Genomic DNA, 26,029 nt, shown 5'->3' with positions numbered 1-26,029 from the left:
AGGCAAGATCTTCGCTTTACTGCCGAATTCAGCTGGACATTCGAAGCGACCAGCGTTTTGGAACGCCATATCCCCAGTGCCCAATATCCGACCTCATCTCTCAAAGCCGATATAAAATTGTGGAGGGTGATTGCGGCCTCCAGACTTTGAAACGGAATCGCATGCCCACCCCTGAATATCGGTTGAGAAAACCGTCTCTCTTTGTTAGCAGGAAGAACCACGCGGACGTGGTGGAATTGGTAGACACAAGGGACTTAGACAAAATTGAGTGCACTGGCGGAAACGCCTGATGTAGAACTGCTCAAAGTCGGGGAAACCTGTCAGATGGCAATCCCGAGCCAAGCCCCGCAAGGGGAAGGTGTAGAGACTAGACGGGCAGCACCTAAGGCAGACGCTAGGGTGAAGGTATAGTCCAGACCACAAACGCCGGAAGGCGGCGGCGAAAGTCGTAGCTGGTAAGAAAATCCCTCGGCCTAGGCTTTGCGGGTTCGACCCCCGCCGTCCGCACCACCAACAAACAGTCATGCCCCGCTTTGCCGGTGGCACCGGCGAATGATCAGGCAAGTATTTCCCATCAAACGGAAAGGCGCCGCAAGCTTACGCTCGCCGCGCCTTTTTATTTCTCGTCAAAGATCAGGCGAGCTTGGCAGCAAGCTTGGCGACATGGGCGCCCTGGTATTTCGCGCCTTCGAGCTCGATCTCGGAAGGCTGGCGCGAGCCGTCGCCGTTGGTGATGGTGGAGGCGCCGTAGGGCGAGCCGCCCTTGACTTCCTCGGTACCCATCTGGCCCTGGAAGGCATAAGGCAGGCCGGCGACGACCATGCCCTGATGCAGGAAGGTCGGGATGAAGCCGAGGATGGTCGATTCCTGGCCGCCGTGCTGGGTCGCCGACGAGGTGAAGACCGAACCGAGCTTGCCGACGAGCTTGCCGGCAAACCAGAGGCCGCCGGTCTGATCCCAGAAATTGCGCATCTGCGAGGCGACCGTGCCGAAGCGGGTGCCGGCACCGACGATGATCGCGTCATAGTCCGCCAGTTCGTCGACGGTGGCGATCGGAGCGGCCTGGTCGACCTTATAGTAGGAAGCCTTGGCGACCTCTTCCGGAACCAGTTCCGGAACGCGCTTGACGGTGACGTCGGCACCAGCCGACTTGGCGCCTTCGGCAACCGCATAGGCCATGGTTTCGATATGGCCATAAGCCGAATAATAAAGGACGAGAACCTTCGCCATCTTCTGTCTTCCTTCACGCAGTGGGTTGAATGTCGTGATCGAGAGGATCTTTATCATGCGCGGATTTCCGAACACAGTCCCGCCTTGAAGAACTCAGTGTTCAACGCCCGTGGACGAAAATTCACTTGCGCTTCTCATTCCAGCGGGAATGAACGCGCCTGATAGCTGTTTGCAAAGGGGCCGAAGGACGCTACCTATTCACCAGCCCCACTTCACGGAACATCCCATGAGCCCTGCCATCGTCGTCACCGCCGCCATGCTCGCCATCGGCGACGAACTTCTTTCCGGCCGCACCAAGGACAAGAATATCGGCCACCTCGCCGATCTGCTCACCCTTTCCGGCATCGACCTCAAGGAGGTGCGCATCGTCGCCGACGACGAGGAGGCGATCGTCGAGGCGCTGAACGCGCTTCGCAGCAAATATGATTACGTCTTCACCTCAGGCGGCATCGGGCCGACGCATGACGACATCACCGCCGATGCCATTTCCAAGGCGTTCGGCGTGCCCTGCGAATATGACGAAGAGGCGATGACGCTGCTGGCCGATATGTACCGTCGCCGTGAGATGGAATTCACCGAGGCGCGCCAGCGCATGGCGCGCATGCCGCGCGGAGCTGTCCATATCGCCAATCCGGTGTCGACGGCGCCGGGCTTCATCATCGGCAATGTCCATGTGATGGCCGGCGTGCCGCAGGTCTTCCAGGCAATGGTCGACAATGTGCTGCCGACGCTTCGAACCGGCACGCCGGTGCTCTCGCTCGCCATCGCCTGCCCTTACGGCGAAGGCGAGATCGGCACGCCGCTGACCGCGATCCAGAAAGCCCATCCGGAAACCAGCATCGGTTCCTATCCCCGATATATCGGCCAGAAATTCTCGACAGAGATCGTCGTGCGCGGTCGCTCGCAGGCGGCGATCGATGCGGCCGGCGCCGAGGTGCACGCCATGATCGAGGCCATCCGCCAGCGAAAGGACATCGCCGAAAACCATTCCGCCGAGGCTTGAGGACAATGCCGGAGCCGGCGACCGAGCTTGATCCCCGTCAAGGAACGGAAGAACGGTCCGGTGCATTCCTTCCCTCGCGCACGCCATTTCAGCGCAAGGAGAATTGATATGTCTTACAAAACCATTCTCGCCATTCTCGATACAACGGACAATAGCAGCGCGGTTGCCGATTTCGCCTTTGCCTTCGCCGCCGAAAGCGGTGCTCATGTGATCGGCCTGCATGCCGAAACCATCTCCGCCGTGCCGCTGGTGGCGCCGATGGAAATCCCCGATCCTGTCGCCGTGCAGGCGCTGCAGGATATGGCGCATGGCGAAACGATCGCGGTCGAGCGGATCTTTCGCACTAAAGCGGAAGCATCGGGCGGCTCCTCCGAATGGCGCAGCTTTGCAACATCAACCGGCTACGGCTCCGCACCGCTGATCGAAAGCGCGCGCAGCGCCGATCTGCTGATCGCCTCGCAGGCCGACCCGGCCAAACCCTCCGACAGCCATGTCGACGTCGACAGTTTCCTGTTCGAAACGGGCCGGCCGGTGCTGATTATCCCCTACATCATCCGCCAGCCAAAGCCGATCAAGCGCGTGCTGATCGCCTGGAACGGCTCGAAAGAGGTGGCGCGCGCCACCTTCGACGCGCTGCCGATCCTCAAGGCCGCCGACGAGGTGGAGATTTTTTCGGTCGATCCGGCCGACACGGCGCTGCAATCGCCGCTGACGCCAGGCGCCGAGATCGCCGCGACACTCGCCCGCCACGGCGTGAAGACTACGCTTGCGACGGCCCGAAGCGTCGACAAAAACACCTCGCATGTCATCGAGAACCGGCTTTCGGACGACAGCATCGATCTTCTCGTCATGGGCGCCTATACGCATTCCTGGCTCTGGCAGATGATTTTCGGCGGTACGACGAAGACCTTGCTGCAATCGATGACGGCGCTGACTCTGTTGTCGCGTTGATGGTTGCCGCCATCATCGGCGCTCTTGCCTTTTACCGGCAAATTCCGTTAATTGCGGCGACCGATGACGCTTCGAGCCTCGGCCACAACTCGCGCAGTGCAGCTCGCGAACTCGCGCGTTGCAACTCGCGATCTCGCGCAGTTGCAACTCGCGCGATTTCTGGTTTGGCCGATTGCCGCCTCAAGCTCGTCCGGTCGCCGGCAAACGGCGTGTTGTTTTTTCATGCCGCGGAGCAGCCCGATGTCCCTTCCCGATAAAGCCTTTCCCGTTTCCTGGGATCAGTTCCACCGCGATGCGCGCGCGCTTGCCTGGCGGCTTGCCGGCCTCGACCAGACGTTCAAGGCGATCGTCTGCATCACCCGTGGCGGCCTCGTCCCGGCCGCGATCATCTCGCGCGAATTGAACATCCGGCTGATCGAGACCGTCTGCGTCGCCTCCTATCATGATTATGTCAACCAGGGCGACATGACGCTGCTCAAGGGAATAGCGCCCGAACTGCAGGAAAATGGCGGCGAAGGCGTGCTCGTCGTCGACGATCTGACGGATACCGGCAAGACCGCTGTCCAGGTACGCACCATGATGCCGAGGGCACATTTCGCCTGCGTCTATGCCAAGCCGAAGGGCGTTCCCACCGTCGATACGTTCATCACCGAGGTGAGCCAGGATACCTGGATCTACTTCCCTTGGGACATGGGCTTCACCTACCAGGAGCCGATTGCCAAGGGTCCGCGCTGATCGCCGATCAGAGCGCGCGATCCTAATATTTACCACTTGAAATTGTTCCAGATTTTGTCAACCCGGCCTCGTGAATCCGCTATCGGGATCTGCACATCTATTTTACCTTATGCTCATATACTAAGCGGGGTGCGAATCGTTTCAAGTTGCGCTTAAAGCGTGCAGCGACGATACGGTACAGGGAAGCAAGATGGCGCGGTGGGTGCATATAGGAGCGGCTGTAACCCTTGGGTTGGCGTCCTTTCTGTTTCCGCCGACGCTTGCCCGCGCCGAGCCTGCTTATATTCCCCTGGTGCGCGACTATGTCGAGACGCGGATCCGGCCAATGGTGGAAACGCCGCTGGTGCTGAAAGCCATCGCCGAGCAGAATGCGCAGTTCGGCAATGTCAGCGAAATGGATATGCGGGTGCTCGACGAGATCTACCGGTCGGAGGTCGATCAGCACCACCTGCAGATGGTCAAGCTGCTGCTCGACAAATCCGTGTCGCATTACCTGAAAACCAGGCAGGACGCCTCGCAGGGGGCGATCGTCGAATTTTTCGTCACCGACAGTCATGGGCTGAACGTAGGGCAAAGCACCATCACCGCCGACTATTGGCAGGGCGACGAGGAAAAATACCTCAGAACTTTCGCCAACGGCTCCCGCGAGATTTTCATCGACCGGGCGGAACGCAACGAATCCACCCAGATGCTCGAAACGCAGGCGAGCTTCGTCGTCATGGACGAAGAGGACAGGCCGATCGGCGTCGCCACCGTCACCATCGCCATCGATGCGCTCTGAAGAGTGCGAATTTCCTCGCCGAATCGGCATGCGCATTTGCGCCGGAAATGCCATCACAAGATTTGCCGCGGGACGTTTTTTTGCCGTTCCAGCACTTTCCTTAGCCGGCGACGCGTGCAAGCCATTGTAATTTCAGGGCTCCCCGGCTTTCCCCAATCTCCACAGGCGCATCCACAAGATGTTGTGGTTAGCAATCTATTAAGAGCCAGCCCTTGACGGAATCACCTGTTTCAAACTTACTGTCTCTGATGTTGCGGCGGCGACAGGACCGGAGGTAACGAGCCCGGTTCCCTTTTGAAAATTAGACGCGGAATCAGGGTAATGTGCCGGGAACGGTTCAGGCCTGACAGGATTTCTGCGCGGTTTTCAGCCTCCAAAAAAGTGACATTGGGACTGGCGATAATAAGCTGTTAATACTATATTTAGTGTTTGCAGCCACCATCACCACAAGATACAGGAAGGGCATCTCCGGATGACACCCCTGTGACAATACGGAAACGAGACTGGCTGCACGACGACAAAAGTGCCGCCGGATAGGAATTTTGCGCCCTGGTCGCGGGGATCGGGCGCCAACACGAGGTTAAGACCATGCGCATCGAACGTCGTTTCACCAAGGCCGGACACGGCGCCTATGCGGATATCGAATTCCGCAAGGCGACGAGCGAGATCAAGAACCCTGATGGTTCGATCGTGTTCCGCCTCGAGAATATCGACGTTCCCGCGCAGTTCTCCCAGGTCGCGACCGACGTTCTGGCGCAGAAGTATTTTCGCAAGGCCGGCGTTCCCACCCGGCTGAAGAAGGTCGAGGAAAACGACGTTCCTTCCTTCCTGTGGCGCTCCGTTCCCGACGATGCGGCGCTGAAGACCCTGTCCAAGGATGAGCAGACCGGCTCCGAAATCGATGCGCGCCAGGTTTTCGACCGTCTTGCCGGCACCTGGACCTATTGGGGCTGGAAGGGCGGCTACTTCTCTTCTGAGGAAGATGCTTCGGCCTTCCAGGACGAGCTTGCCTATATGCTCGCCACCCAGCGCGTTGCCCCGAACTCGCCGCAGTGGTTCAACACCGGCCTGCACTGGGCCTATGGCATCGACGGCCCCGGCCAGGGCCATTTCTACGTCGACCCCTTCACCGGCAAGCTGACCAAGTCCAAGTCGGCCTACGAACACCCGCAGCCGCATGCCTGCTTCATTCAGTCGGTCGAGGACGATCTCGTCAACGAAGGCGGCATCATGGACCTTTGGGTGCGTGAGGCGCGCCTGTTCAAATACGGCTCCGGCACCGGCTCCAACTTCTCGATGCTGCGCGGCGAAGGCGAAAAACTTTCCGGCGGCGGCCGCTCCTCCGGCCTGATGAGCTTCCTGAAGATCGGCGACCGCGCCGCCGGCGCCATCAAATCGGGCGGCACGACGCGCCGCGCCGCCAAGATGGTGGTCGTCGATATCGACCATCCCGATATCGAGGAATACATCAACTGGAAGGTCAAGGAAGAGCAGAAGGTCGCGGCCCTCGTCACCGGCTCGAAGATCGTCGCAAGGCACCTGAAGTCGATCATGAAAGCCTGCTTCAATTGCGAAGGCGGCGACAATGGCGATTGCTACGACCCCACTAAGAACCCTGCCCTGAAGCGCGAAATCCGCGCCGCCAAGAAGGATCAGGTTCCCGAGAATTACGTCCAGCGTGTCATCCAGTTCGCTCGCCAGGGCTACAAGGATCTCGAATTCAAGACCTACGACACGGATTGGGACTCGGAAGCCTACCTCACTGTATCGGGCCAGAACTCCAACAACTCCGTCTCGATCAAGGACGACTTCCTGCGCGCCGTCGAGACTGACGGCGAATGGAACCTGACCGCCCGCAAGGACGGCAGGGTGATGAAGACGCTGAAGGCGCGCGATCTCTGGGAAACGATTTCCTACGCCGCCTGGGCCTCGGCCGATCCGGGCATCCATTTCAACACGACGATGAACGACTGGCACACCTCGCCCGCCGGCGGCCCGATCCGTGGCTCGAACCCGTGCTCGGAATACATGTTCCTCGACGACACGGCCTGCAACCTTGCCTCGCTGAACCTCTTGCAGTTCAAGGACAAGGCCACCAAGCGCATCAACATCGCCGACTACGAACACGCCGTTCGCCTGTGGACCGTCGTGCTCGAAGTCTCGGTGATGATGGCGCAGTTCCCGTCGAAGCGCATTGCCGAACTCTCCTATGAATACCGCACGCTCGGCCTCGGCTATGCCAATATCGGCGGCCTGCTGATGTCGTCGGGCATTCCCTACGACTCCATCGAAGCCCGCGCCATCGCCGGTTCGCTGACGGCGATCATGACCGGCGTCTGCTATGCGACCTCGGCCGAAATGGCGGGCGAACTCGGGGCCTTTCCGAACTTCGCGCCGAACCGCGAGAGCATGCTGCGGGTCATCCGCAACCATCGCCGCGCCGCCTATGGCGAGATTTCAGGCTATGAGGCCCTGTCGATCGATCCTGTCGCGCTGATCCATTCGGAAAACCCGGACCAGGATCTCGTCGCCCATGCCAAATCGGCCTGGGACAAGGCGCTCGCGCTTGGCGAACAGCATGGCTACCGCAATGCCCAGGTCTCGGTCATCGCTCCCACAGGCACGATCGGCCTCGTCATGGATTGCGACACCACCGGCATCGAGCCAGACTTCGCCCTCGTCAAGTTCAAGAAACTCGCCGGCGGCGGCTACTTCAAGATCATCAACCGGGCCGTGCCCGACGCGCTGCGCACGCTCGGCTATTCGGAAAGCCAGATCGCCGAGATCGAGGCCTATGCCGTCGGCCACGGCAACCTGAACCAGGCGCCGGCAATCAATCCATCGACGCTGAAGACCAAGGGCTTCACCGACGAGAAGGTGGAAGCCGTCAATGCCGCGCTGAAGAGCGCCTTCGACATCAAGTTCGTCTTCAACCAGTGGACGCTCGGCGCCGACTTCCTGAAGGAGACGCTGAAGGTTTCCGACGAACAGCTGGCCGACATGAGCTTCAGCCTGCTCGACCATATCGGCTTCTCGAGGAAGGACATCGAAGCCGCCAACATCCATGTCTGCGGCGCGATGACGCTGGAAGGCGCACCCTTCCTGAAGGCCGAGCACCTGCCGGTGTTCGATTGCGCCAATCCCTGCGGCAAGATCGGCAAGCGCTACCTCTCTGTGGAAAGCCATATCCGCATGATGGCGGCGGCCCAACCCTTCATCTCGGGCGCGATTTCCAAGACGATCAACATGCCGAACGACGCAACCGTCGAGGATTGCAAGAACGCCTACCTCTTGTCCTGGAAGCTCGGCCTCAAGGCCAATGCGCTTTATCGTGACGGCTCGAAGCTGTCGCAGCCGCTCAATGCCTCGCTGATCGAAGACGAGGACGACGAGGATGCGCTGGAGGAACTGCTGCAAGCGCCCCTCGCCGCCCAGGCCGTCACCATCACCGAGAAAATCATCGAGCGGGTGGTCGAGCGTGTTTCCCGCGAACGCGAAAAACTGCCGAACCGCCGCCAGGGCTATACCCAGAAGGCCGCCGTCGGCGGACACAAGGTCTATCTCCGCACCGGCGAATTCGGCGACGGCCGCATCGGCGAGATCTTCATCGACATGCACAAGGAAGGCGCTGCCTTCCGGGCGATGATGAACAATTTCGCCATCGCCATCTCGCTCGGCCTTCAATATGGCGTGCCGCTGGAGGAATATGTCGAGGCCTTCACCTTCACCAAGTTCGAGCCGGCCGGCATGGTCATCGGCAATGACGCGATCAAGAACGCCACCTCGATCCTCGACTATGTCTTCCGCGAACTGGCCGTTTCCTATCTCGGCCGCCATGACCTGGCGCATGTCGACACGTCTGATTTCTCGAACACCGCTCTCGGCAAGGGCATCCAGGAAGGCAAGACCAACCTGCTGTCGACCGGCTGGACCCGCGGCTACAAGCCGACGCTGGTTTCAGGCACCGGCGGCGAACGCCAGGCGGGCGAACCCAAGGGTTCTGCCACCTCAGCCCCTGCCCGCGCCACCTCGACCGGCACCGTCACCGTCTTTGCCGGCAGCGCTGCCCGCAAGCTGGAGCCGACGGTTGCCATCTCCACCTCCGAAATCGTCGCCTTCAAGCGCGACTACGAGGAGCGCGCCAAGGAATTGGCCGAAGAGATCGCCGAAGAGGTGACGGAGGAAATCACCAGCGACGCCACCGCCCTCTTCTCCGACAAGGCGGCAGCCGACGCGGCAACGGCGAAATCCGAAGCCAAGAAGCTCGAAGCCGAACGCCGCCAGCGCTCGATCATGCAGGGCTATACGGGCAATATTTGCTCGGAGTGCCAAAACTTCACGATGGTGCGGAATGGGACTTGCGAGAAGTGCGACACGTGTGGGGCTACGAGCGGGTGCAGCTGAGTAATGCGCGGATGTATAGGCAGCCATTCATTTTGACGGGCAGCCACTGAAACGCAGAATACGTCTCGCCCCAAGCCGAAAACTTTGGGCGAGACGAACCCGTTCGAGATATCCCTGTTGATTGTGCGAGGCTTGGGCAGTGCACTCTCGCCGTCGTTTCCGGACGCCGAAGGGCGTTGAGACAGCAGCCTCGGCAGAGAATCCTGCCCCATCGTTTCGAGAGAATCCGCTCGGGCGTGTTGGACGTCGATCCTGAAGCATCCCGTCGGTCGCTCAGGGACACTCTTTGTCGATCGCACGATGCGCCCGGATGGCGGCTGCGACGCACACCCGTGACAGACCGTGATAGAGAGGCTCACAGGATGCGCGATGTCACGTAGCTGATCATCGACATCGCCATGATCGGGATGATGGCTTAGTGATCACCGGTGATTTCCAGGATGATGACAAAAGCCGTCATCGGGTCGGGGCCTGCACGACGCCCGCGAAATAGCCGGCCATGCCGAGAATAGTGGCAAGGGCGATGCTGGTGCCGAGCAACGAACCGACCGTGCTGCCGAAGCGGGCGCCGACTGCAAGCGAGGGCGCGAAGATGTCGCCCGGAATGACAGGGGCTTCGGCCGGAAAGGCTCGACGAGGTCGTACATGGAACCCCTGAGCCCCCAACTCGTTTGACGAGGTCGGCATGGCCTTGCATATTTAACAGCGTCCCTCCTGCTGGCGTATCCGGACGCCGAGCTTCTCCAAACCACGAGTCCGCCCTTGGCCTATCCGCAGCTCCGATCCCGGGATCCCGAACTCGAACATGAAACGCAAAGCGGCTTGCCTGCGTTGGTCCTGGCGGCGCTCGGCGTCGTCTACGGCGACATCGGCACCAGCCCGCTCTACGCCTTCAGGGAAGCGCTCCATGCGACCGCGGGAAGCGGATCGCATCGTGAGAACGTGCTTGGAATCCTTTCTCTGATCGTCTGGGCCCTGACGATCGTCGTGACCGTGAAGTATGTCACGTTCGTGCTCAAGGCCGACAACCGTGGCGAAGGCGGTACACTTTCCCTCATGACGCTGGCTCGGGAAAGTCTCTCCGGCAGGCCGGCCTGGGTCCTCGTGCTCGGCGTTGCGGGCGCATCGCTCTTCCTTGGCGACGCCATCATCACTCCGGCCATATCGGTATTGTCGGCTGTTGAAGGGATCCAGGTGGTTGCCCCGGCTTTGTCGACGTGGATCGTCCCGATAACTCTCACGATCATTGCTGTGCTTTTCTTCGTTCAGCGCTTCGGCACGGCCGGCGTGGCAGCAGTGTTCGGACCGGTCATGGCGCTGTGGTTCGTGGTGCTCGGGCTCAGCGGGGCGATCCATATCCTCGACGATCCAGCTGTCTTTTCGGCCGTCAATCCGCTCCATGCGCTCCGCTATGCGACAAACAACGTCGGCATCACAGTGACGGTGCTGGGCGCCGTCTTTCTCGCGGTTACAGGTGCGGAGGCCCTCTACGTCGACCTCGGCCATTTCGGCCGGCGTCCGATCGTGATGGCCTGGTTCCTGCTCGTCTTTCCCTGCCTCCTGCTCAACTACTTCGGTCAGGGCGCCTTCGTGCTCTCAAATCCGGAGATGGCCGAACACCCCTTCTTCGGCATGCATCCCGACTGGGCGAAAATTCCGATGGTCTGCCTGGCGACGGCGGCGACCGTCATCGCCAGTCAGGCGGTCATTTCAGGCGCCTACTCGCTTGTCCGTCAGGCCATGCACCTCAACTTGCTGCCGCGCCTGCAGATCCTGCATACCTCCGAGGCCCATTCCGGGCAGATATTCATGCCGCAGGTGAACTCCTTCCTCTTCATCTTCGTGGTCGCGCTGGTTCTCTACTTCCGTAGCTCGCGTGGGCTGTCCGCCGCCTACGGCATCGCCGTGACTGGAGAGATGTTGATCACTTCGGTGCTTCTCTTCGTCGTCATGCTACGCGTTTGGAACTGGAAACCGGTAAGCGCCGCGGCGGCCGTGGCGCCGCTCTTCCTGATCGACGCGGGCTTCTTCACCGCCAACGTCGCCAAGTTCGCCGACGGCGGCTGGGTGCCAGTCGCGGTCGCCTGCACGATGGGTCTCATCATGCAGACCTGGATGTCCGGTCGTCGTCTGCTCGCCGCCCGCACGAAGATGGACGAAATCCCGCTGGCGTCGATCATCAACAGGCTCGCGCAAAAGAAACCACCGACTGTGCCGGGCACGGCCATCTTCCTCACCAGCGACGTCGAAGGGGCACCGACTGCGCTTCTGCATAGCCTCAAGCATTACAAGGTACTTCACGAGCAAAACATCATCCTGAGCGTCGTGACCGCGACGACGCCTTTTGTCCCCGACGACGAGAAGATTTTCCTGGAGAGTTTCAATCCGCTGTTCAGCCGGCTGGTCGTCACCTTCGGCTTCATGGAGACGCCGAACATTCCCCGCGCCCTCGTCCTGGTACGTAAGCTGGGGCTGAAATTCGACATCATGTCCACGTCCTTCTTCCTGTCACGGCGGACGATCCTGCCTTCCAAGAAAGGCGGCATGCCGTTCTGGCAGGATCGTCTCTTCATTACGCTTGCGCAGAATGCCGGCAATGCGACAGACTATTTCGGACTTCCAACCGGCCGAGTTGTCGAACTTGGCCTACAGACGACGATCTGAATATTACAAGCGTCAGACGCCGACGCACTCGCGGGAACAATCTTTGTCCGTATTCAACCTCGTCGCCCCTCTGCTCACAGCAGGAAGTCGAATAGGCGCTTGCTGGCCCTCGCCGTCCAAGATGGCTTCACGGCGCCGGCAATTAATGGCGGCCCAAATGATGGAACCAGCTGCGATTGATAAAACCGGTTGAGCATGGCGTCGCACACGTAATGCCCCCAATTCGTCAGGTGCTCCGTCTCCTCAGCGCCCAAGAAATGAACGTAGGTGCCGACGTCGGAGGGAACGACCGGGGACGGCGGCAGCGTGTAAGATGCATATGGCTCGAGTTCGGCGTTCTTGCTGTCGATCGACCAATAGACGCCACGCGTTCTTGCGCGCAGAGCCGATTTCGAGGGATCGTCGAGGCCAAGCATATCCGCCAGTTTTGCAGCCTTGAAGGCGGCGACCAGGTCTCGCCGCCTCAACGACCTCACCTGATTGTCGGTGGTATCGAGAACACGCTTGAGCTGGGAGAGATAGTTCCAGTATCCGCGGGTGGTGGAGGAGCGCCAAGGCGCTCCTGCGTCGCTGACGAGCAGGCAGTCGCAGCGTTTCAGCGCCGGCTCGATGCCGTGATTGTCGTAAACGCCACCGTCGCTCAATATCGCCCTGTCCGGAGCAACGGGTTCGCCAACCGTGTCATCGAGTTTTTCCCTCTTCCAGGAAAACTGCGACAGGTCCAATCGCAGCGGTGACAGTACGGGCGGGAATGCAGCCGAAGCGGCAACCGCGGTCGCGAGCGAAAGTGCCGGATGAAACGACAGGCCGATCCTGTAGTCCGCGATATAGCGGTTAGACATGCGGAAGAGCGAACCGGTGCTGAGATTGCTGGAGCAGAATACGAACCAGGGCGATCCCGGAAGATCTCTCAGGCTTGGTGACTTTCCATCGAACAGATGTCGCTCATAGAGTTTTGCCGCCTCCTCCGCCGCGCTCGAGAAGGGATTGAACACGCCCTTCAGAAAGCTCGGCCCATCGGCGAAGACCTGGCTGAAGGCCAGAATGCGATCGACATATTCCGTCTTGAAGTTGACGGCGACCTCATTCTTAAAGACCAGCCGCGGCCACACATAGGCCAGCAGACCGGAGGCGATGGATCCGCCCGATACCGACGAGATCATGTCGAGCTTCGCCAGAAGACCGGCCTCGTTCAGCCTCGCCAGCGATCCCGCGTGGAACAGCATGGCCCGATAGCCGCCGCCCGAAAGGCAAAGGCCAAGTTGATAGCGCTCCGCGGGTTTCTCGGGTTCGCCGGATCCAGACAAGACGCTGTCTTCCTCGGGATGCTCGTGTTCTGACATGCTTTATCGTGTCGCGTTAACAGAATGCCGACATCCGATGTATACCAGATCAAGATCGGCGCGTAGGAATGTCCTAGTGGATTTGCGCAGAGATGGCGATCCAGCCCATCTTTCACTTCGATCCGCCACTCCGCGGATTGACCGAAGCCTGCCTCGGTGGGCCGCCCCGATCGGACTTGCAAAAAATTCCTCGCAATGTTCAATAATGATCGTAAAGGCGGGGCGAATCGATGCGTTACATCGCGGCTGGGCTGTTGTTTCTATGCGCATTTCCTCTGTCTGCGGCAGAGATCACGCGACAGCCGTTGGAGAATGATACCGATCTGATCTCCGTCACGGGCGTCTTGAACGACGGTGACGAAATCGTCTTCAGAAACCTGGCCGCGGCCTCCAGCAAGGCCCTTGTTTTCCTGAACAGCGAGGGCGGGGATCTCAAAGCCGGGATCGAGATCGGGCGTGCCATCCGCCTTCGAGGCTTTGCCACGGCCACCCCGCCGGGGACCTTGTGCGCGTCAGCTTGCGCCCTCACCTGGCTTGCCGGGTCGCCCCGGTTTCTTCAGCCTGAATCCAATATCGGCTTCCATGCCGCCTATCGCGTGGTGGACGGCAAGGCCAGCGAGAGCGGCGTCGCCAATGCGCTGGTCGGCGCCTACCTCAACCAGTTGGGATTGTCCGATACCGCCATCGCCTACGTGACGTCGGCACCACCTGAAGGCATCGCGTGGCTGACGGCCGCCAAGGCGCAGGCCGTGGGCATCACCTACGACGCGATCGACGAGGACGGACCTGATCCGGCGTCCGAGGCGGGCAAGACGTTTCCACACGATCCGATGGGCGCGGTGACGGCCTTTTACTCCGCGCTCGCTGCAGCCGATGGTGAAACCGCCTCGGCGCTCGTCGTTCCGGAAAAGCGCGGCCAGGGGCCCTTCAACGAAGCTTCGATCCACGCCTTCTTCGGCGCGATGTCGCAGCCGCTAAAACTCACAGGCACGGCGTTGCGCGGCGACGATGAGGTCAGGGTTTCCTACAAATACGTCACCAATGACGGTCGTCGCTGTAAGGGCCGCGCCGATGTCCAGACCACCTATGTGTTTGGCAAAACACTGGTCTTGAGGATCAAGGTGCTTGATGGTTGCTAGCCAGATACCTCCGCTTTGAAGCAGTAACCGGCCGCTCGTTCCCTCGGGCGGACTGCGGCCCCTGCGGTCGCTGGCTGCGGACCGGCGATATCTACTCTGCATACCTCCGGGAGTTGGCATCGCATTTGTGCCATTCCCAGTCCATTCCGGCTTCACCCTCACGGCCATAACACCAGTCGAGGCGATCGAGCAGCGGACCGAGCTCGTCGCGCCGTTTGCACGCCTGCAGTGTCTTGACGCCCTCGCGGTCGAGGCTACCGCGGCAGATGTCGTCCAGCCCTATCCACTGGTCAATCAACCGATCCGGCGCCTTGGCACCCTTGTCCGTGGCCAGCACCTTTCCGGTCTCGGACTCGATCTGCAGGGAGGCCGTGTTCCACACGAAAGAGAATTCCGCCATCCCGGAGGAAGTCCTACCCGTATCCCGGTTGCGGGCAAACCACTCGACAACTCCTGACATTTCGCATTTTCCGGCGCAACTGGCAGTCAAGGAGCCGGGCTTGACGCTGTATATGCGCTCCGGCCAGTGTTGGGCGAAGGCCGCCTTGTCCTTTAGGACGACGTCTTTGTCGACCGAGGTCCCGAAGAAGGAGACCTCGTCGGCATAGACGCTTTTCATGAAGGCCAGCGCCGAGGCGCTGTCTTTCGACCATTCGTCATTGTATCGGTTGGCGAAATCAATCGCTTCCGTGGTCAGGTCGCCGGGTGGGGATGCAGCACCCTCCTCGGGCGCGCTTGGGTCCGCCGACGGCATGTCGGCGGGTTTTGCGCTCACCTGAGGCGCCGCGTCCGCAGGTGGCGACCCGCTTTCCTGTGGCGAGGGCATGTTCTCGGGCGTGTTGATATTCCAGTCCCGCATCTCCGCAGCGGTGAGATACCTTATATCGGTGCTGTCGATCGACAGGCTGAGCTGCAGCAGATTGGGGCTTACCCCCATGTCGGTGAGATATCCGATGATGTCGCCGGTCAGCGATTGAACGGACGAGACTGCCAATTTGTTGTCCATGGGGACATCGTCGGACAGGGAAACCCGATGCACGCCGATGGAGCCCGGCTCGGCAAACCTTTCAACGCCGCCGGCGAAGGCGAAGGCGCAAGCCGATGCACATTCCATGGCTCTGATCTGGAGCGTTCTTGCATTCAGCGCGCGGATGGCGCGGCCGAAGCTGATCGCGGTGACCACGTTTCCGCCGGGCGAGTCAAAGCTGATATAGTCCGCTTGATACTGCCTGTATTCGTCGACAAGCTTCATCGGATCGTCGGAGAATTCAAACACGCCCTTTATCACCAGACCACGCTCTCCCGGGGCGCCGTCCAGACGTTGGTAGGAAATTGCCGCATGCCCCTCTCCGGCCATGGCGACGAACGCGAGCAGCATCGATATCAACGAGACGGATTTGCGCATTCTTCCCCAGCCCTCGAGCACCTGTATTTCTCCTGTGGTCATTCGCAGCATAACTTGCGCAGGGGTATAGCCGGATTGAGCCTTGCCTTATCGGCGACCAAACGGCGCCGATTACGGCCTGAAGAACAACAGCTTCGCAGAGAAAGTAGATACCTACCCCAGCAGTATCCGATCAATGCACAAGGGCGATCTTCTGGCAAGCGGCACAATCAGAAGTGTTGAGAGAAGGTAAACGCCAGCGTGAGGATCGCAGTTCACAAGGCATCGACCTGCGCAATGAATATCGGCTATGTCGCCTGCACCGAAGCATTTGACCAGCGAGGCACTTCGTGACTTCTACCCATGACAATCATGCCCTCGACCTGACGAGCGATCCCGATTTCTTTTCCCTGCTCACCGGAAGCCACATGCGCATCGTCGGCCGTCGCCTTGTCCAGGATGGGCAGGGGCCTGACTGGCTTTACCACGATGCGCCTTTCGTGGTCCTCGCGCACAATAGCGAGCCCGACCCACGCTTCATCTACGCGAACCGCACGGCGCTGACCTGCTTCGAATATAGCTGGGATGAATTCATCTCGCTGCCGTCGCGGCTTTCGACCGAGCAGCCTGACCGCGCCGAGCGTCAGCGGCTGCTGGATAGCGTGACCCGCGATGGTTTTGTCGAGAATGGCCGCGGCGTCAGGATCGCGAAATCGGGGCGCCGTTTCTGGATCGAGAATGTGACCGTCTGGCAACTGATCGATGAGACCGGGAAGCGGCTGGGCCAGGCTGCGATATTCCCATCATGGCGGGACGAATAGTCGGCTACCGCCGGATCTGCCCCGCCGGCGGTGAAATCACGGCCTCACGCGGTCAGGATGCGCCGCCTGGAAGGCCGGCAGTTCGGCGCACCGGGCGTCGATATCGACGATACGCTTGAAATTGGTGACATCAACGCCCCAACGGCGGGCATTGTAGACTTGTGGGATAAGGCAGAAGTCCGCCATTGTCAGCCGATCGCCAAAGCTGAAGGCTCCATCGACTTCGCCAATCATCGCCTCCAGCTTGCGCAATCCGTCGGCGATGAAATGCTTCATCCATTCCTCCCGGGCGTCAGCCTTGTCGGTCATGGTCAGGAGATGCGTTACGACATGCATATTGCAGATCGGATGGATGTCCATGGCGACCGCATAGGCAAGCGCGCGGACATGCTGGCGGTCGGCGCCGTCCGATGGCAGCAATCCGTATTCCGGCCGTAGCTCGGCCAGATATTCGATAATGGCCAACGACTGGGTCAGAACTTGTCCCTCGATCACCAGGGTCGGCACCAGCCCCTGCGGGTTGAGCGTGAGATAGTCCGGCTTCCTGTGCGCTCCCTCCAGCAGATTGATCGGCACCGTCCGATAGTCGATCTCCAGCAGGTTGAGCGCGATGCGGACGCGATAACTCGCGGACGATCTCCAATAGTCGTAAAGAACGACTTCGCTCATAACGGCTTCATTCCCCCATTTCGTTCGACGGTCTGCTCAATTGCCCCGAAGATCGAGTGGCCGGCACGGTCCTTCATCTCGATGCGGACCTGATCGCCGAACCGCATGAAGGGCGTCTTCGGCGAGCCGGTTTCGATCGTCTCGATTATCCGGATCTCGGCGATGCAGGAGTAGCCGTCGCCGCCGTCTGCGACCGGCCTGCCCGCACCGCCGTCGAGCTTGTTGGAAACAGTTCCCGAGCCGATGATCGTTCCGGCCGTCAGATTTCGGGTTTTGGCGGCATGGGCGATCAGCTGGCCGAAATCGAACGTCATATCGATGCCGGCATTGGCCTTGCCGAAGGACTTGCCATTCAGGCTGACCAGTAACGGCAGATGCAGCTTGCCGCCATCCCAGGCGTCCCCGAGCTCGTCCGGCGTCACAGTGACAGGCGAAAATGCCGAAGCCGGCTTGGATTGGAAGAAACCAAATCCCTTGGCCAGTTCGTGGGGGATCAGACCGCGCAGCGACACGTCGTTGACCAGCATCACGAGGCGGATGGCGTCGCGTGCCGCTTCCGGGCTTGCCTCCATGGCAACGTCGCCGGTGACGACGGCGACCTCGCCTTCCATGTCGATCCCATAGGCCTCGTCAGCCACCAGGATCGGCTCGCGCGGCGCGAGGAAACTATCCGAGCCTCCTTGATACATCAGTGGATCGGTCCAGAAGCTTGCCGGCATCTCGGCGCCGCGCGCCTTGCGCACCAGTTCGACATGGTTGACGTAAGCGGAACCGTCGGCCCATTGATAGGCCCGCGGCAAAGGTGACGTTGCGTCATGCTCGTGAAACCGGAGCGTCGGCTGGGCGCCTGTCTCAATGCCTTCGGCAATCAGCGCAAGTCTCGGCGCCACATGCTCCCAGTCGTCGAGTGCTGCCTGCAGCGTGCGGGCGATATGGCCGACTTCGGAGCAGCGGGTCAGGTCGCGGGACACGACGACGAGGCGGCCGTCTCTGGTGGAATCCTTCAAGGTCGCAAGTTTCATGTTCCAATTCCGATGCTATCACTTGATACCGGGGGTTCCGTCGAACTTGCGTTCCAGGCCGTCCCAGCATTCGAGGTAATCGTCCTGCAGCGTTTCCAGCTCGGCTGCGTATTTCGTCAGTTGCTGCGGGTATCGGGTCTCGAACATGAAGGCCATGGTGTGATCGAGCTTCACCGGTTTGAGCTCGGCATTGGCTGCCTTTTCGAAGGCGAGCGCATCCGGCCCGTGGGGCAGCATCATGTTGTGCAGGCTCATGCCGCCGGGCACGAAACCCTCCTCCTTGGCGTCATACTGGCCATGGATCAGGCCCATGAATTCGCTCATGATGTTGCGGTGGTACCAGGGCGGACGAAAGGTGTGCTCGGCGACCTGCCAGCGCGGCGGAAAGATCACGAAATCGACATTCGCGGTGCCTGCATCTTCGGTCGGCGCCGTCAGCACCGAAAAAATCGACGGATCGGGGTGATCGAAGCGGATGGCGCCGACCGGAGAAAATGTCCTGAGGTCATATTTGAACGGCGCGTAGTTGCCGTGCCAGGCCACGACATCCAGCGGCGAATGGCCGATCTCCGTGACATAGAATTTTCCGCACCACTTCACATGGACGCGGCAAGGCGTTTCCTTGTCCTCGAAGGCGGCGACAGGTGTCTTGAAGTCGCGCGGGTTTGCCAGGCAGTTGGCGCCGATCGGCCCGCGGTCGGGCAGCGTGAATTTGGCGCCGTAGTTCTCGCATATATAACCACGCCAGACCGTCTGTTCGCCGGTCCTGGCTACCTTGAACATCATGCCGCGGGGGATGAGACATATTTCCAGGGGCTCGACATCCATGATGCCCATTTCGGTGAATATTTGGATGGCGCCGAGCTGCGGTACGACCAGCAGTTCGCCATCGGCATTGAAGAAGTAATCGTCGACCATGTCCTCGTTGAAGACATAGGCATGGGCTGACATGCCGACCTGGGTCACGGCATCGCCTGCCGTCGTGATCGTCCGCACCCCTTCCAGAAAGTTCAGTTTCTCCGTTGGTGCGGGGATCGGATCCCACCGAAGCTGGCCCAGCGGCAGCGAATGTTCGTCGAGGCAAGGCGCGGTTTTCCAGAGCGGATAGGTGGCGTTCGAGAAGCGCCGGGTGTGACGCACGCTCGGGCGAATGCGATAGAGCCAGGACCTCTCGTTCGTCCCGCGCGGCGCGGTGAATGGTGAGCCGGAAAGCTGCTCGGCATACAGACCGTAATTGCATTTTTGCGGGCTGTTCTGTCCCTGCGGCAAGGCGCCGGGAAGCGACTCGGTTTCGAAGTCGTTGCCGAAGCCCGGCATGTATTTCAGCCTGTCCGCGGCGGCCGCTTCACCGTCGACCGTCTGGATCGATGTCTGGTCCATGCTCAACTCCTCCCATAACTCTCGCTGCGCCGCGCGTCTTTTCAGACGCGCGAGAGAGCTTACTCCGCTGCAGTCCCGATGACACCACGCCTGATCTGATCGGCCTCGATCGACTCGAAAAGAGCCCGGAAATTACCTTCGCCGAAACCTTCGTCGCCCTTGCGTTGGATAAATTCGAAGAAGATCGGGCCGATGACGGTTTTGGAGAAAATCTGCAGCAGGATTTTCGTCATGCCGCCATTCACCACGCCTTCGCCATCGATGAGGATGCCGTGTTTCTTCATGCGTTCGATGGGTTCGCTGTGGCCGTTCACGCGTTCATAGGACATGTCGTAATAGGTCTCCGGAGGACCCGGCATGAAGCGCAACCCGTTGTCGGCAAGCCGGTCGGTGGCGCCGTAAATATCTTCGGTGCCGACGGCGATGTGCTGGATGCCCTCGCCCCGGTACTTCTTCAGATATTCCTCGATCTGGCTGGTGTCGTCCTTCGATTCGTTCAGCGGAATGCGGATCTTGCCGCAGGGCGAGGTGATGGCGCGGCTCACCAGACCGGTGATGCGGCCGTCAATATCGAAGAAGTGGATCTGCTTGAAGTTGAACAGTTCGCGGTAGAAATCCCACCATTTGTCCATGTTGCCGCGGAAGACGTTGTGGGTCAGGTGGTCGAGATAATAGAAACCGATCCCCTCGGGGCGCGGGTTGCGCTCGCCCAGCCAATCGAATTCAGCATCGTAAGCCGATCCCTTGGCGCCATAGGTTTCGACGAAATAGAGCAGCGAGCCGCCAATGCCTGTAATGGCCGGGACGTCGAGTAGCTTGTCATCACCTTCATAGGGAACGGCGCCTTTCGACAACGCGTGGTCGAAAGCGTGTTTGGCGTCGACGACACGCCAGGCCATCGATGCGGCGCAGGGACCATGTTGCTCGACAAAGCGGGCGGCATGGCTGCCGGGCTCGGCATTGACGACATAGTTGATGTCGCCCTGGCGCCAGACGGTGATGTCCTTGGTCTTGTGCCTGGCGACGGCGACATAGCCCATGCGTGTGAAGAGCTCGCTGAGCTTCTCGGGTTCGGGATGCGCGAACTCGACGAATTCGAAGCCGTCGGTGCCGGCCGGATTGTCGGCGGTGATTTCGGACGGCGGCGCATCATGCGGGAAAGGACCCATTTTCTCCTCCTGATTAGATGGGAGTTTGACTGCGCAAAGTGTGGCCCAAAACGCGTGCAAAATCCTTGCATTCTTCATGCCATGAGAAGATATTATGCACGGTTCGTGAGCGTTTTGGAGATTTTACGCAATGGATGAACAGCTCGACAAACTGGATTTGCGCCTACTGCAGGAACTGCAAAAGGACGGCAGGCTGACGAACAACGAGCTCGGCGATCGCATCGCGCTTTCCCCGTCGCAATGCTCGCGCCGGCGGACGAGACTGGAGGCCGAGGGCTATATTCGCAGCTATCGGGCTTACCTTGACCGGGAAAAACTGGGGCTGGATATGCTGGTGGTCATTTCCGTGACGCTTGCCACCCACAACAGAGACAATGCCCAGCGATTTTCCCAGCTGATCAACGGGCTGCCGGAGGTTCTCGAAGCCTATGCACTGACCGGGGAGATGGACTATCACCTGAAGGTCGCGACCCGCGGGCTCGCCGACCTCTCCAAATTCGTCAACGACGTTCTGTTGCCGCACGAGTCTGTGCAGCACGTGAAGACCTCGATCGTGCTCGATACGCTGAAGACCTTCGAGGGCTTTCCGGTGCGCATGCCCGGCAGCTGGCACGGCGACAGCGCGCGATGATCTCCCATTGTCACCGATCAACGACTTATTTGGCGATAAGCGTCAAAGCGGCAGTTCGGTCGAGAATTTCAGCTCGCGCAGCACGAAGCTCGAGACCACCGTGCGCACATGCGGGTTGCGCATGAGGTAGCGGGTCATGAAAGCTTCGTAGCTTTCCACGTCCCTCGCCCGGATCTTCAGCATGTAATCGAAAGCGCCTGACAAGGCGTAACACTCCATGATCTCCGGCCGCTCCAGCACCACCGAAGCGAAAGAGGCCACCGCCTCTTCGTGATGATCCTCCAGGGTGACATGGGCGATCACGCAGAGTTTGAGATCAAGTTTGCCGGGATCGAGCAGCGTCACGCGCTTGCGGATGACGCCGTCGGCTTCCAGTTCCTGGATCTTCCGCCAGGCCGAGCTCTGCGACATGCCGGCCTTCTCAGCCAGATCTGCCAGCGACAGGCTGCCGTCGGCCTGGATGAGCTGCAGAAGGGTGCGGCGAAAGTTCCCAGTTTCTTTCATTTTCTGCCCAACACTCGGGAAAATCTGCCACCATTATGGCAAGAGCCAAGATGAAAGAAAAGAAAATCCGCCAAAGCTGGAGGATAATGGCAGGAATATCGTCATGCTCCGGGAGGATCAGCCTATGACCAAGGAAAGCAGCTACACCGCCAAACTGCCAGGCCCGGACGGCCTCTATGACTACACAGCCGAGGAAGATGCGATCTGGGGCGAACTCTACCGGCGCCAGATGAAAATGCTGGCCGATACCGCCTGCCAGGAATATCTCGACGGCGTCAAACTGCTGGGCCTCAAGCCGGAGAAGGTGCCGCAGCTTCTCGATGTGAGCCGACGCCTGAACGACACCACCGGCTTCGGGGTCGAAGGCGTGCCGGCGCTCATTCCGCCCTCGCGCTTTTACGAGCTTCTGTCGCAAGGCAAATTCCCGCTCGCAACCTTCCTGCGCCGTCGCGAGCATATCGACTATATCGAGGAACCGGACCTGTTCCACGAGGTCTTTGGTCACTGCCCGCTGCTGACCAACCAGAGTTATGCCAATTTCGTCCGGCATTTCGGCGAAACCGCCGTCCGCCTCGGCAAAGGTTATTCCTGGCATCTGTTCCGGATCTTCTGGTTCACGGTCGAATTCGGCCTGATTAACACGCCGCAAGGCCGCCGCTGCTTCGGCGCAGGCATCGTCTCATCGCCAAGCGAGGCGAAGGCGGCAACGGAGGGTATGGCCTGCGAATTTCGGCCGTTCGATCTGCTGAGCGTGCTGAGAACCCCCTACCGTATCGATATCCTCCAGCCGATCTACTACGTCATCGACAGCTTCGCCGATCTGGAGGCGATCATAGAGCAGGATATCGAGGCTACGATCCTCAAGGCGAAATCGCTCGGTGATTTCGCCCCCGCTTTCGAGGCCAAGGCTTCGTAAGCGCTGAAGCGGTGGGGAAGAGCGTGGGATCGCAGCATGCTGCGTGTCACTTCGGAGCGGCTGAACTTCGATTGACGAAGTCGACCAGGACACCCGGCTTGACCATGGCGGCCAGCTCTTCGACGTCCCAGTTCGTCAGCCGAACGCAACCATGCGAGCCAACCTTGTCGATGAGCTTCGGCTCAGGTGTCCCGTGTATTCCATAGGTCGGCTCCGTCAGGTCGATCCAGACGGTTCCGACCGGGCCGTTCGGCCCTTTCGGAATGGTCAGGACCTTGTCGTTCTTTCCCTGCTTGAAGTTCAGCTTCGGGTCATAGCGGTAGACCGGCATCCTCGCGACGCCCTTGACCTTGTGCTTGCCCGACGGCGCCGGATTGTCTTCGCTTCCAATCGTCGCCGGGTAGACTGCAAGCAGTGCTCCGTCCTCGGCATAGGCCAGTACCTGCCCGGTCTTCCTGTCAGCTTCAATCCTCTTGACCTTGCCTTCCCTTGGGGGACCAGGATTCACGACCCACACCGTGTCGCCAGGAGCGAACTGCGAAGCCGGGTTGAGCGCGTTCACAAGATCGATACCCATATGAAACCGCTCGGATAGCTTCTCCGCAACGCTGGTATATCCCAAGCTCTGCATCTTTGCCTTCTCGCCGTAATCCTCGGGGATCCGGTCAACGAGACCCTTGGCATCCTCTGGCGAGACGACATAGCTCTCGACGATCGGGGCAACGCCTTCCAAGCGGGAAACGACCTCTGCATCCGGCCTGCCATCGACAGGAAGGCCGTTCATCGCCTCGAAACCGGCGACCGCCTTGTTGACGTTCTCGCCGGCGAGCCCGTCGATGACGCCAGGAGACGCGCCGGCGCGGTCGAGCAGGACCTGAAGGCGGATGATCGCCGGGTCCGGATCTTCGGACGAGCGTTTGTCTGCTTTGATGGAAGCAATCGAAGCGGCGTTGATTGCATCGGGCTTGAGTTCCCCCGCGGCGGCATCGCCAACGGAGATGACCAAAGCGAGCAGCGATATCGGCAGGGCTGTTTTCATAAACGACAAATGACCATCGCCGAAACTTGTTCCATCGAGCAAAGCTACTCGGACTTTAGGCTTAGTCGCTTCAAGTCCTTCTCCAGATCACAGCGTCTTCGCACGGCTCTTGGCTTCGCGCGATCTTGCCGCGTGACGGGCGGGCCTGAGTTCCTCGATCGTCGGCAGCCACCACTTAGCGTCCTGAAGCGGCGGCATTTTCGCGGGCCAGGTGCGGACGAGTTCTTCGAGTGTGGGCACCCGCCAATATCCCCAGACCTGATCGTCGGTTCCGCGGGGATAGAGGTCCGCCACGACAGCCGGGTCGGCGAGTTCGCCGGTGACCTCCGTAAAGACGACGATCCCATACGAGATCGCGACGGGTCTCCCGATCGGCGGCAGGTCGTCGCCGGGAAGCGGGTAACGACGGCGCTTACGTTCCGCGGAGCGGAGCCTGCTGCGGAGATCCAGCGCGGTCCCCTTCCGCTCCTCGGCTCGACGTCGTCTCTCCTCCGGCTCGTTTCTTCGGGCCGCCGCTTCGATATCCGGCCATCTGCGCCTGAGTTCCTCATAGGATCGGCAGGGAACGTGCCATATCTTGAGATCGCCGTCCCACCGGGAGAAGGGCACTTCGCGCAACTCGTCGACGGCGGTCTTCGAGTATGGCGTGCGGATTCGAAAGCCTGCCTTGCCAAGCTCGAGGTATGGACTATCGATCGGATCGAAGGCGAAGGCATCGCGTCCCTTCGCATCCGCATGGGCGTCGGCTTCGGCCTCCTGCTCGGCAAGCCATCGTCCGATGCGACGGGAGGCAGTCCGGCCGGGAACGAACCAGGCCTTGCGGGCGTCGCTCCAGCGGGCACGGGGGAAGCGTCGTCGAAATTGCTCGACGGTCATCCTGTCGTAAGGAAAGGAAACGTCAGCGCCGGGCTTGGGGTCGTCATCGCCGGACGGCGCGTCGTCACGATCAGCCGGGGATTTCGTTTCGGTCATGGAAGGAGAACGTTTGCGCCAAGGGATCGGTTTCCCGGGGGCGACACCAACCCCTCAATTTTCAATCAACAAGAACGACGACTGCTCGACACGGACGCGGGCAATTCCCCCTCAGTGAATTGTCTTCAATCGCTGGTCCGCATGCGAAATATCATGCAGCGTTGCCATAAGCTTTTCGAACTCGCTCAAGACACGATTGAACTCGCCGTCCGGCATGCCCGTGATTTCCGATATGGTCGACGAAACCGAGGCGATGAGCGTGTCGATCCAGACGCAACGGTCGGCCGGCACGTTGCCGAGAACCTCCTGCCGATGCGTCTTCAGCTCCCGCAGAATGCGGATGATAAGGGCTCCCCGGTCCGCCCTGCTCAAGGACCGCAGCCTTATCTGCGCCCTCTGAATTTCCGTTATCAGCGTCGTCGCCATCCCCTGCTCCCCGACCCTCAACACAACCGATATCACAACCGTAGCGTTTGCAACACGGACTTTGGTCCTACTGCGGCTCGACACCGTGATGATCAATTACTCGTCGCCACGAGGACCGGCGCGTCGCAGGTGCGCCGCGGGCCGTCCCATGGTTGATATGTATTGTCTTCCGGTCGATACGACCTGTAGCGAGCGGAGCACCAAGCCGTCTTCGCATTCACTTTGGTGCCCGCACCTTGATCGGCCTCGGCGATATCAGGCTGGTACGACGAAGAGCAGGCGCGGATCTCACCGCTATAGGATCGATAGGTGTTGGTCGCAGGATCGAAGGAGCGGTAACGTTGCGCGCACCAGGCGAGGTGCTCGGCCGAAAATTTTGGCAGCTGTGCCAGGCGCTCAGTTGACGGGCCAGCGGATTCCGGCTTCGTCGTTGCCGTCATGATGGCCGGCGCCTCGGTGACATAGCTGGAATAGAGAGGCGCAATCCGTTCATAACGCTGCAGTCGAGGGTCCACTTTCACCGGTTGCGTCGTCCAGAGATCGGGCGCCGCAAGATCCTGGAAGGCATGAGGCTCGGAATCCGCCACGACGTGGGAGGCAACGGATGCGGCGGCTATGCAGGCCCCGACGGAGCTGACGATTCCAAAGGCGACAGATGCCAGCGCGTTCATTGGCCCACCCCCTGCTGTTGCGCCTGCGGAACCCAGACGCGGCCGGCAGTGCTGCCATGTCGTCCGCCGGTGACGACAAGCATGGCGAGGATGCCGGCGATCGCCAGCAGGATCGCTATCAGCGGCAGGGCCAGACCTGCGGATTTCTCTTCGGAATAGATCATGTTCCTCTCCT

Annotated in this window: 23 protein-coding genes and 1 pseudogene; 10 read left to right on the top strand and 14 right to left on the bottom strand. The window is 60.3% G+C overall.

Annotated features, from left to right (window positions below):
• Window positions 1–633: 633 nt before the first annotated feature.
• Complete coding sequence (gene wrbA, locus HJB82_RS03370; RefSeq protein WP_207584295.1) at window positions 634–1,230, bottom strand: NAD(P)H:quinone oxidoreductase type IV; 597 nt, start codon at window positions 1,228–1,230, stop codon at window positions 634–636.
• Between the two features lie 226 nt (window positions 1,231–1,456).
• Between wrbA and HJB82_RS03365 the strand changes: the two genes are divergently transcribed.
• The 5 genes from HJB82_RS03365 (at window position 1,457) to HJB82_RS03345 (ending at window position 9,104) form a co-directional block, all read left to right on the top strand.
• Window positions 1,457–2,233 (top strand): competence/damage-inducible protein A, encoded by a 777-nt coding sequence (locus HJB82_RS03365; protein ID WP_207583904.1) that lies wholly within the window; start codon window positions 1,457–1,459, stop codon window positions 2,231–2,233.
• Between the two features lie 108 nt (window positions 2,234–2,341).
• Window positions 2,342–3,184, top strand: a complete 843-nt coding sequence (locus HJB82_RS03360; RefSeq protein ID WP_207583903.1) for a universal stress protein — start codon at window positions 2,342–2,344, stop codon at window positions 3,182–3,184.
• Between the two features lie 240 nt (window positions 3,185–3,424).
• On the top strand, window positions 3,425–3,919 hold the full coding sequence (gene gpt, locus HJB82_RS03355; RefSeq protein WP_164009136.1) for a xanthine phosphoribosyltransferase: 495 nt from the start codon (window positions 3,425–3,427) through the stop codon (window positions 3,917–3,919).
• 190 nt (window positions 3,920–4,109) lie between these two features.
• On the top strand, window positions 4,110–4,700 hold the full coding sequence (locus tag HJB82_RS03350) for a hypothetical protein (RefSeq protein ID WP_207583901.1): 591 nt from the start codon (window positions 4,110–4,112) through the stop codon (window positions 4,698–4,700).
• A gap of 588 nt (window positions 4,701–5,288) precedes the next feature.
• Window positions 5,289–9,104 carry a vitamin B12-dependent ribonucleotide reductase gene (locus tag HJB82_RS03345; RefSeq protein ID WP_221139581.1) on the top strand — a complete coding sequence of 1,272 codons (3,816 nt, stop codon included), beginning with the start codon at window positions 5,289–5,291 and terminating at the stop codon, window positions 9,102–9,104.
• Window positions 9,105–9,377: 273 nt separating this feature from the next.
• Here the strand turns inward: HJB82_RS03345 and HJB82_RS03340 are convergent.
• Window positions 9,378–9,710, bottom strand: a pseudogene (locus tag HJB82_RS03340) (chloride channel protein); the annotation flags it as partial.
• A 156-nt stretch (window positions 9,711–9,866) separates the two neighbouring features.
• Here HJB82_RS03340 and HJB82_RS03335 point away from each other — a divergent pair.
• Complete coding sequence (locus tag HJB82_RS03335) at window positions 9,867–11,768, top strand: potassium transporter Kup (RefSeq protein WP_207583899.1); 1,902 nt, start codon at window positions 9,867–9,869, stop codon at window positions 11,766–11,768.
• Between the two features lie 74 nt (window positions 11,769–11,842).
• Here HJB82_RS03335 and HJB82_RS03330 read toward each other — a convergent pair whose 3' ends face one another.
• Window positions 11,843–13,111 carry a patatin-like phospholipase family protein gene (locus HJB82_RS03330; protein ID WP_221139580.1) on the bottom strand — a complete coding sequence of 423 codons (1,269 nt, stop codon included), beginning with the start codon at window positions 13,109–13,111 and terminating at the stop codon, window positions 11,843–11,845.
• Between the two features lie 230 nt (window positions 13,112–13,341).
• Here HJB82_RS03330 and HJB82_RS03325 point away from each other — a divergent pair, with 230 nt between their 5' ends.
• Window positions 13,342–14,250 (top strand): hypothetical protein, encoded by a 909-nt coding sequence (locus HJB82_RS03325; RefSeq protein WP_207583897.1) that lies wholly within the window; start codon window positions 13,342–13,344, stop codon window positions 14,248–14,250.
• A gap of 91 nt (window positions 14,251–14,341) precedes the next feature.
• Here the strand turns inward: HJB82_RS03325 and HJB82_RS03320 are convergent, their stop codons facing one another.
• Window positions 14,342–15,676: a hypothetical protein gene (locus HJB82_RS03320; protein ID WP_221139579.1), complete on the bottom strand. Its 1,335-nt coding sequence runs from the start codon at window positions 15,674–15,676 to the stop codon at window positions 14,342–14,344.
• Window positions 15,677–15,984: 308 nt separating this feature from the next.
• Between HJB82_RS03320 and HJB82_RS03315 the strand changes: the two genes are divergently transcribed.
• On the top strand, window positions 15,985–16,455 hold the full coding sequence (locus HJB82_RS03315) for an MEKHLA domain-containing protein (RefSeq protein ID WP_221139578.1): 471 nt from the start codon (window positions 15,985–15,987) through the stop codon (window positions 16,453–16,455).
• A gap of 36 nt (window positions 16,456–16,491) precedes the next feature.
• Here the strand turns inward: HJB82_RS03315 and maiA are convergent, their stop codons facing one another.
• From maiA to hppD, 4 genes are read right to left on the bottom strand one after another with little or no spacing between them, the layout of a single operon-like run.
• Window positions 16,492–17,124: a maleylacetoacetate isomerase gene (maiA, locus tag HJB82_RS03310; protein ID WP_221139577.1), complete on the bottom strand. Its 633-nt coding sequence runs from the start codon at window positions 17,122–17,124 to the stop codon at window positions 16,492–16,494.
• The gene (locus tag HJB82_RS03305; protein WP_221139576.1) at window positions 17,121–18,146 is read right to left on the bottom strand and encodes a fumarylacetoacetate hydrolase family protein; all 1,026 of its coding nucleotides are present in this window, start codon (window positions 18,144–18,146) and stop codon (window positions 17,121–17,123) included. Before HJB82_RS03305 ends, maiA begins: the two co-directional genes overlap by 4 nt.
• 18 nt (window positions 18,147–18,164) lie before the next feature.
• Window positions 18,165–19,526 carry a homogentisate 1,2-dioxygenase gene (gene hmgA, locus HJB82_RS03300; protein ID WP_221139575.1) on the bottom strand — a complete coding sequence of 454 codons (1,362 nt, stop codon included), beginning with the start codon at window positions 19,524–19,526 and terminating at the stop codon, window positions 18,165–18,167.
• A 59-nt stretch (window positions 19,527–19,585) separates the two neighbouring features.
• Window positions 19,586–20,695: a 4-hydroxyphenylpyruvate dioxygenase gene (gene hppD / locus HJB82_RS03295; RefSeq protein ID WP_207583891.1), complete on the bottom strand. Its 1,110-nt coding sequence runs from the start codon at window positions 20,693–20,695 to the stop codon at window positions 19,586–19,588.
• 130 nt (window positions 20,696–20,825) lie between these two features.
• On the opposite strand from hppD, the gene HJB82_RS03290 reads away from it, so the two are divergent.
• Window positions 20,826–21,326 (top strand): Lrp/AsnC family transcriptional regulator, encoded by a 501-nt coding sequence (locus tag HJB82_RS03290; protein WP_209885195.1) that lies wholly within the window; start codon window positions 20,826–20,828, stop codon window positions 21,324–21,326.
• Between the two features lie 42 nt (window positions 21,327–21,368).
• Here HJB82_RS03290 and HJB82_RS03285 read toward each other — a convergent pair whose 3' ends face one another.
• The gene (locus tag HJB82_RS03285; RefSeq protein ID WP_064838158.1) at window positions 21,369–21,830 is read right to left on the bottom strand and encodes an Lrp/AsnC family transcriptional regulator; all 462 of its coding nucleotides are present in this window, start codon (window positions 21,828–21,830) and stop codon (window positions 21,369–21,371) included.
• 124 nt (window positions 21,831–21,954) lie between these two features.
• Between HJB82_RS03285 and HJB82_RS03280 the strand changes: the two genes are divergently transcribed.
• A complete protein-coding gene (locus HJB82_RS03280) occupies window positions 21,955–22,746 on the top strand; it encodes a phenylalanine 4-monooxygenase (protein WP_207583888.1) in 792 nt (263 codons plus the stop codon).
• Window positions 22,747–22,792: 46 nt separating this feature from the next.
• On the opposite strand, the gene HJB82_RS03275 is transcribed toward HJB82_RS03280, so the two are convergent.
• The 5 genes from HJB82_RS03275 to HJB82_RS03255 form a co-directional block, all read right to left on the bottom strand.
• Entirely contained in the window at window positions 22,793–23,794 is a 1,002-nt protein-coding gene (locus HJB82_RS03275; RefSeq protein ID WP_207583887.1) for a L,D-transpeptidase family protein, read from the bottom strand.
• Between the two features lie 78 nt (window positions 23,795–23,872).
• Window positions 23,873–24,757, bottom strand: a complete 885-nt coding sequence (locus HJB82_RS03270) for a hypothetical protein (protein ID WP_207583886.1) — start codon at window positions 24,755–24,757, stop codon at window positions 23,873–23,875.
• Between the two features lie 111 nt (window positions 24,758–24,868).
• Window positions 24,869–25,183, bottom strand: a complete 315-nt coding sequence (locus tag HJB82_RS03265; RefSeq protein ID WP_207583885.1) for a hypothetical protein — start codon at window positions 25,181–25,183, stop codon at window positions 24,869–24,871.
• A 92-nt stretch (window positions 25,184–25,275) separates the two neighbouring features.
• Window positions 25,276–25,854 carry a BA14K family protein gene (locus tag HJB82_RS03260; RefSeq protein ID WP_207583884.1) on the bottom strand — a complete coding sequence of 193 codons (579 nt, stop codon included), beginning with the start codon at window positions 25,852–25,854 and terminating at the stop codon, window positions 25,276–25,278.
• A complete protein-coding gene (locus HJB82_RS03255; protein WP_221139574.1) occupies window positions 25,851–26,018 on the bottom strand; it encodes a hypothetical protein in 168 nt (55 codons plus the stop codon). The genes HJB82_RS03260 and HJB82_RS03255 overlap by 4 nt, the downstream gene beginning before the upstream one ends.
• Window positions 26,019–26,029: the final 11 nt, after the last annotated feature.

It is taken from the genome of Rhizobium sp. NZLR10 (genome assembly GCF_019685125.1).
In the GTDB taxonomy this organism is placed as follows: domain Bacteria; phylum Pseudomonadota; class Alphaproteobacteria; order Rhizobiales; family Rhizobiaceae; genus Rhizobium.
The sequence above is the reverse complement of the archived record's forward strand: the minus strand, read 5'-3'. Positions and strand labels throughout refer to the sequence as shown.

Excerpts from the sequence above, each read along its gene's own strand:
- wrbA (WP_207584295.1), bottom strand. The coding sequence starts at position 1,230 with ATGGCGAAGGTTCTCGTCCTTTATTATTCGGCTTATGGCCATATCGAA.
- HJB82_RS03365 (WP_207583904.1), top strand. The coding sequence starts at position 1,457 with ATGAGCCCTGCCATCGTCGTCACCGCCGCCATGCTCGCCATCGGCGAC.
- HJB82_RS03360 (WP_207583903.1), top strand. The coding sequence starts at position 2,342 with ATGTCTTACAAAACCATTCTCGCCATTCTCGATACAACGGACAATAGC.
- gpt (WP_164009136.1), top strand. The coding sequence starts at position 3,425 with ATGTCCCTTCCCGATAAAGCCTTTCCCGTTTCCTGGGATCAGTTCCAC.
- HJB82_RS03350 (WP_207583901.1), top strand. The coding sequence starts at position 4,110 with ATGGCGCGGTGGGTGCATATAGGAGCGGCTGTAACCCTTGGGTTGGCG.
- HJB82_RS03345 (WP_221139581.1), top strand. The coding sequence starts at position 5,289 with ATGCGCATCGAACGTCGTTTCACCAAGGCCGGACACGGCGCCTATGCG.
- HJB82_RS03330 (WP_221139580.1), bottom strand. The coding sequence starts at position 13,111 with ATGTCAGAACACGAGCATCCCGAGGAAGACAGCGTCTTGTCTGGATCC.
- HJB82_RS03325 (WP_207583897.1), top strand. The coding sequence starts at position 13,342 with ATGCGTTACATCGCGGCTGGGCTGTTGTTTCTATGCGCATTTCCTCTG.
- maiA (WP_221139577.1), bottom strand. The coding sequence starts at position 17,124 with ATGAGCGAAGTCGTTCTTTACGACTATTGGAGATCGTCCGCGAGTTAT.
- HJB82_RS03305 (WP_221139576.1), bottom strand. The coding sequence starts at position 18,146 with ATGAAACTTGCGACCTTGAAGGATTCCACCAGAGACGGCCGCCTCGTC.
- hmgA (WP_221139575.1), bottom strand. The coding sequence starts at position 19,526 with ATGGACCAGACATCGATCCAGACGGTCGACGGTGAAGCGGCCGCCGCG.
- hppD (WP_207583891.1), bottom strand. The coding sequence starts at position 20,695 with ATGGGTCCTTTCCCGCATGATGCGCCGCCGTCCGAAATCACCGCCGAC.
- HJB82_RS03290 (WP_209885195.1), top strand. The coding sequence starts at position 20,826 with ATGGATGAACAGCTCGACAAACTGGATTTGCGCCTACTGCAGGAACTG.
- HJB82_RS03285 (WP_064838158.1), bottom strand. The coding sequence starts at position 21,830 with ATGAAAGAAACTGGGAACTTTCGCCGCACCCTTCTGCAGCTCATCCAG.
- HJB82_RS03280 (WP_207583888.1), top strand. The coding sequence starts at position 21,955 with ATGACCAAGGAAAGCAGCTACACCGCCAAACTGCCAGGCCCGGACGGC.
- HJB82_RS03270 (WP_207583886.1), bottom strand. The coding sequence starts at position 24,757 with ATGACCGAAACGAAATCCCCGGCTGATCGTGACGACGCGCCGTCCGGC.
- HJB82_RS03265 (WP_207583885.1), bottom strand. The coding sequence starts at position 25,183 with ATGGCGACGACGCTGATAACGGAAATTCAGAGGGCGCAGATAAGGCTG.
- HJB82_RS03260 (WP_207583884.1), bottom strand. The coding sequence starts at position 25,854 with ATGAACGCGCTGGCATCTGTCGCCTTTGGAATCGTCAGCTCCGTCGGG.
- HJB82_RS03255 (WP_221139574.1), bottom strand. The coding sequence starts at position 26,018 with ATGATCTATTCCGAAGAGAAATCCGCAGGTCTGGCCCTGCCGCTGATA.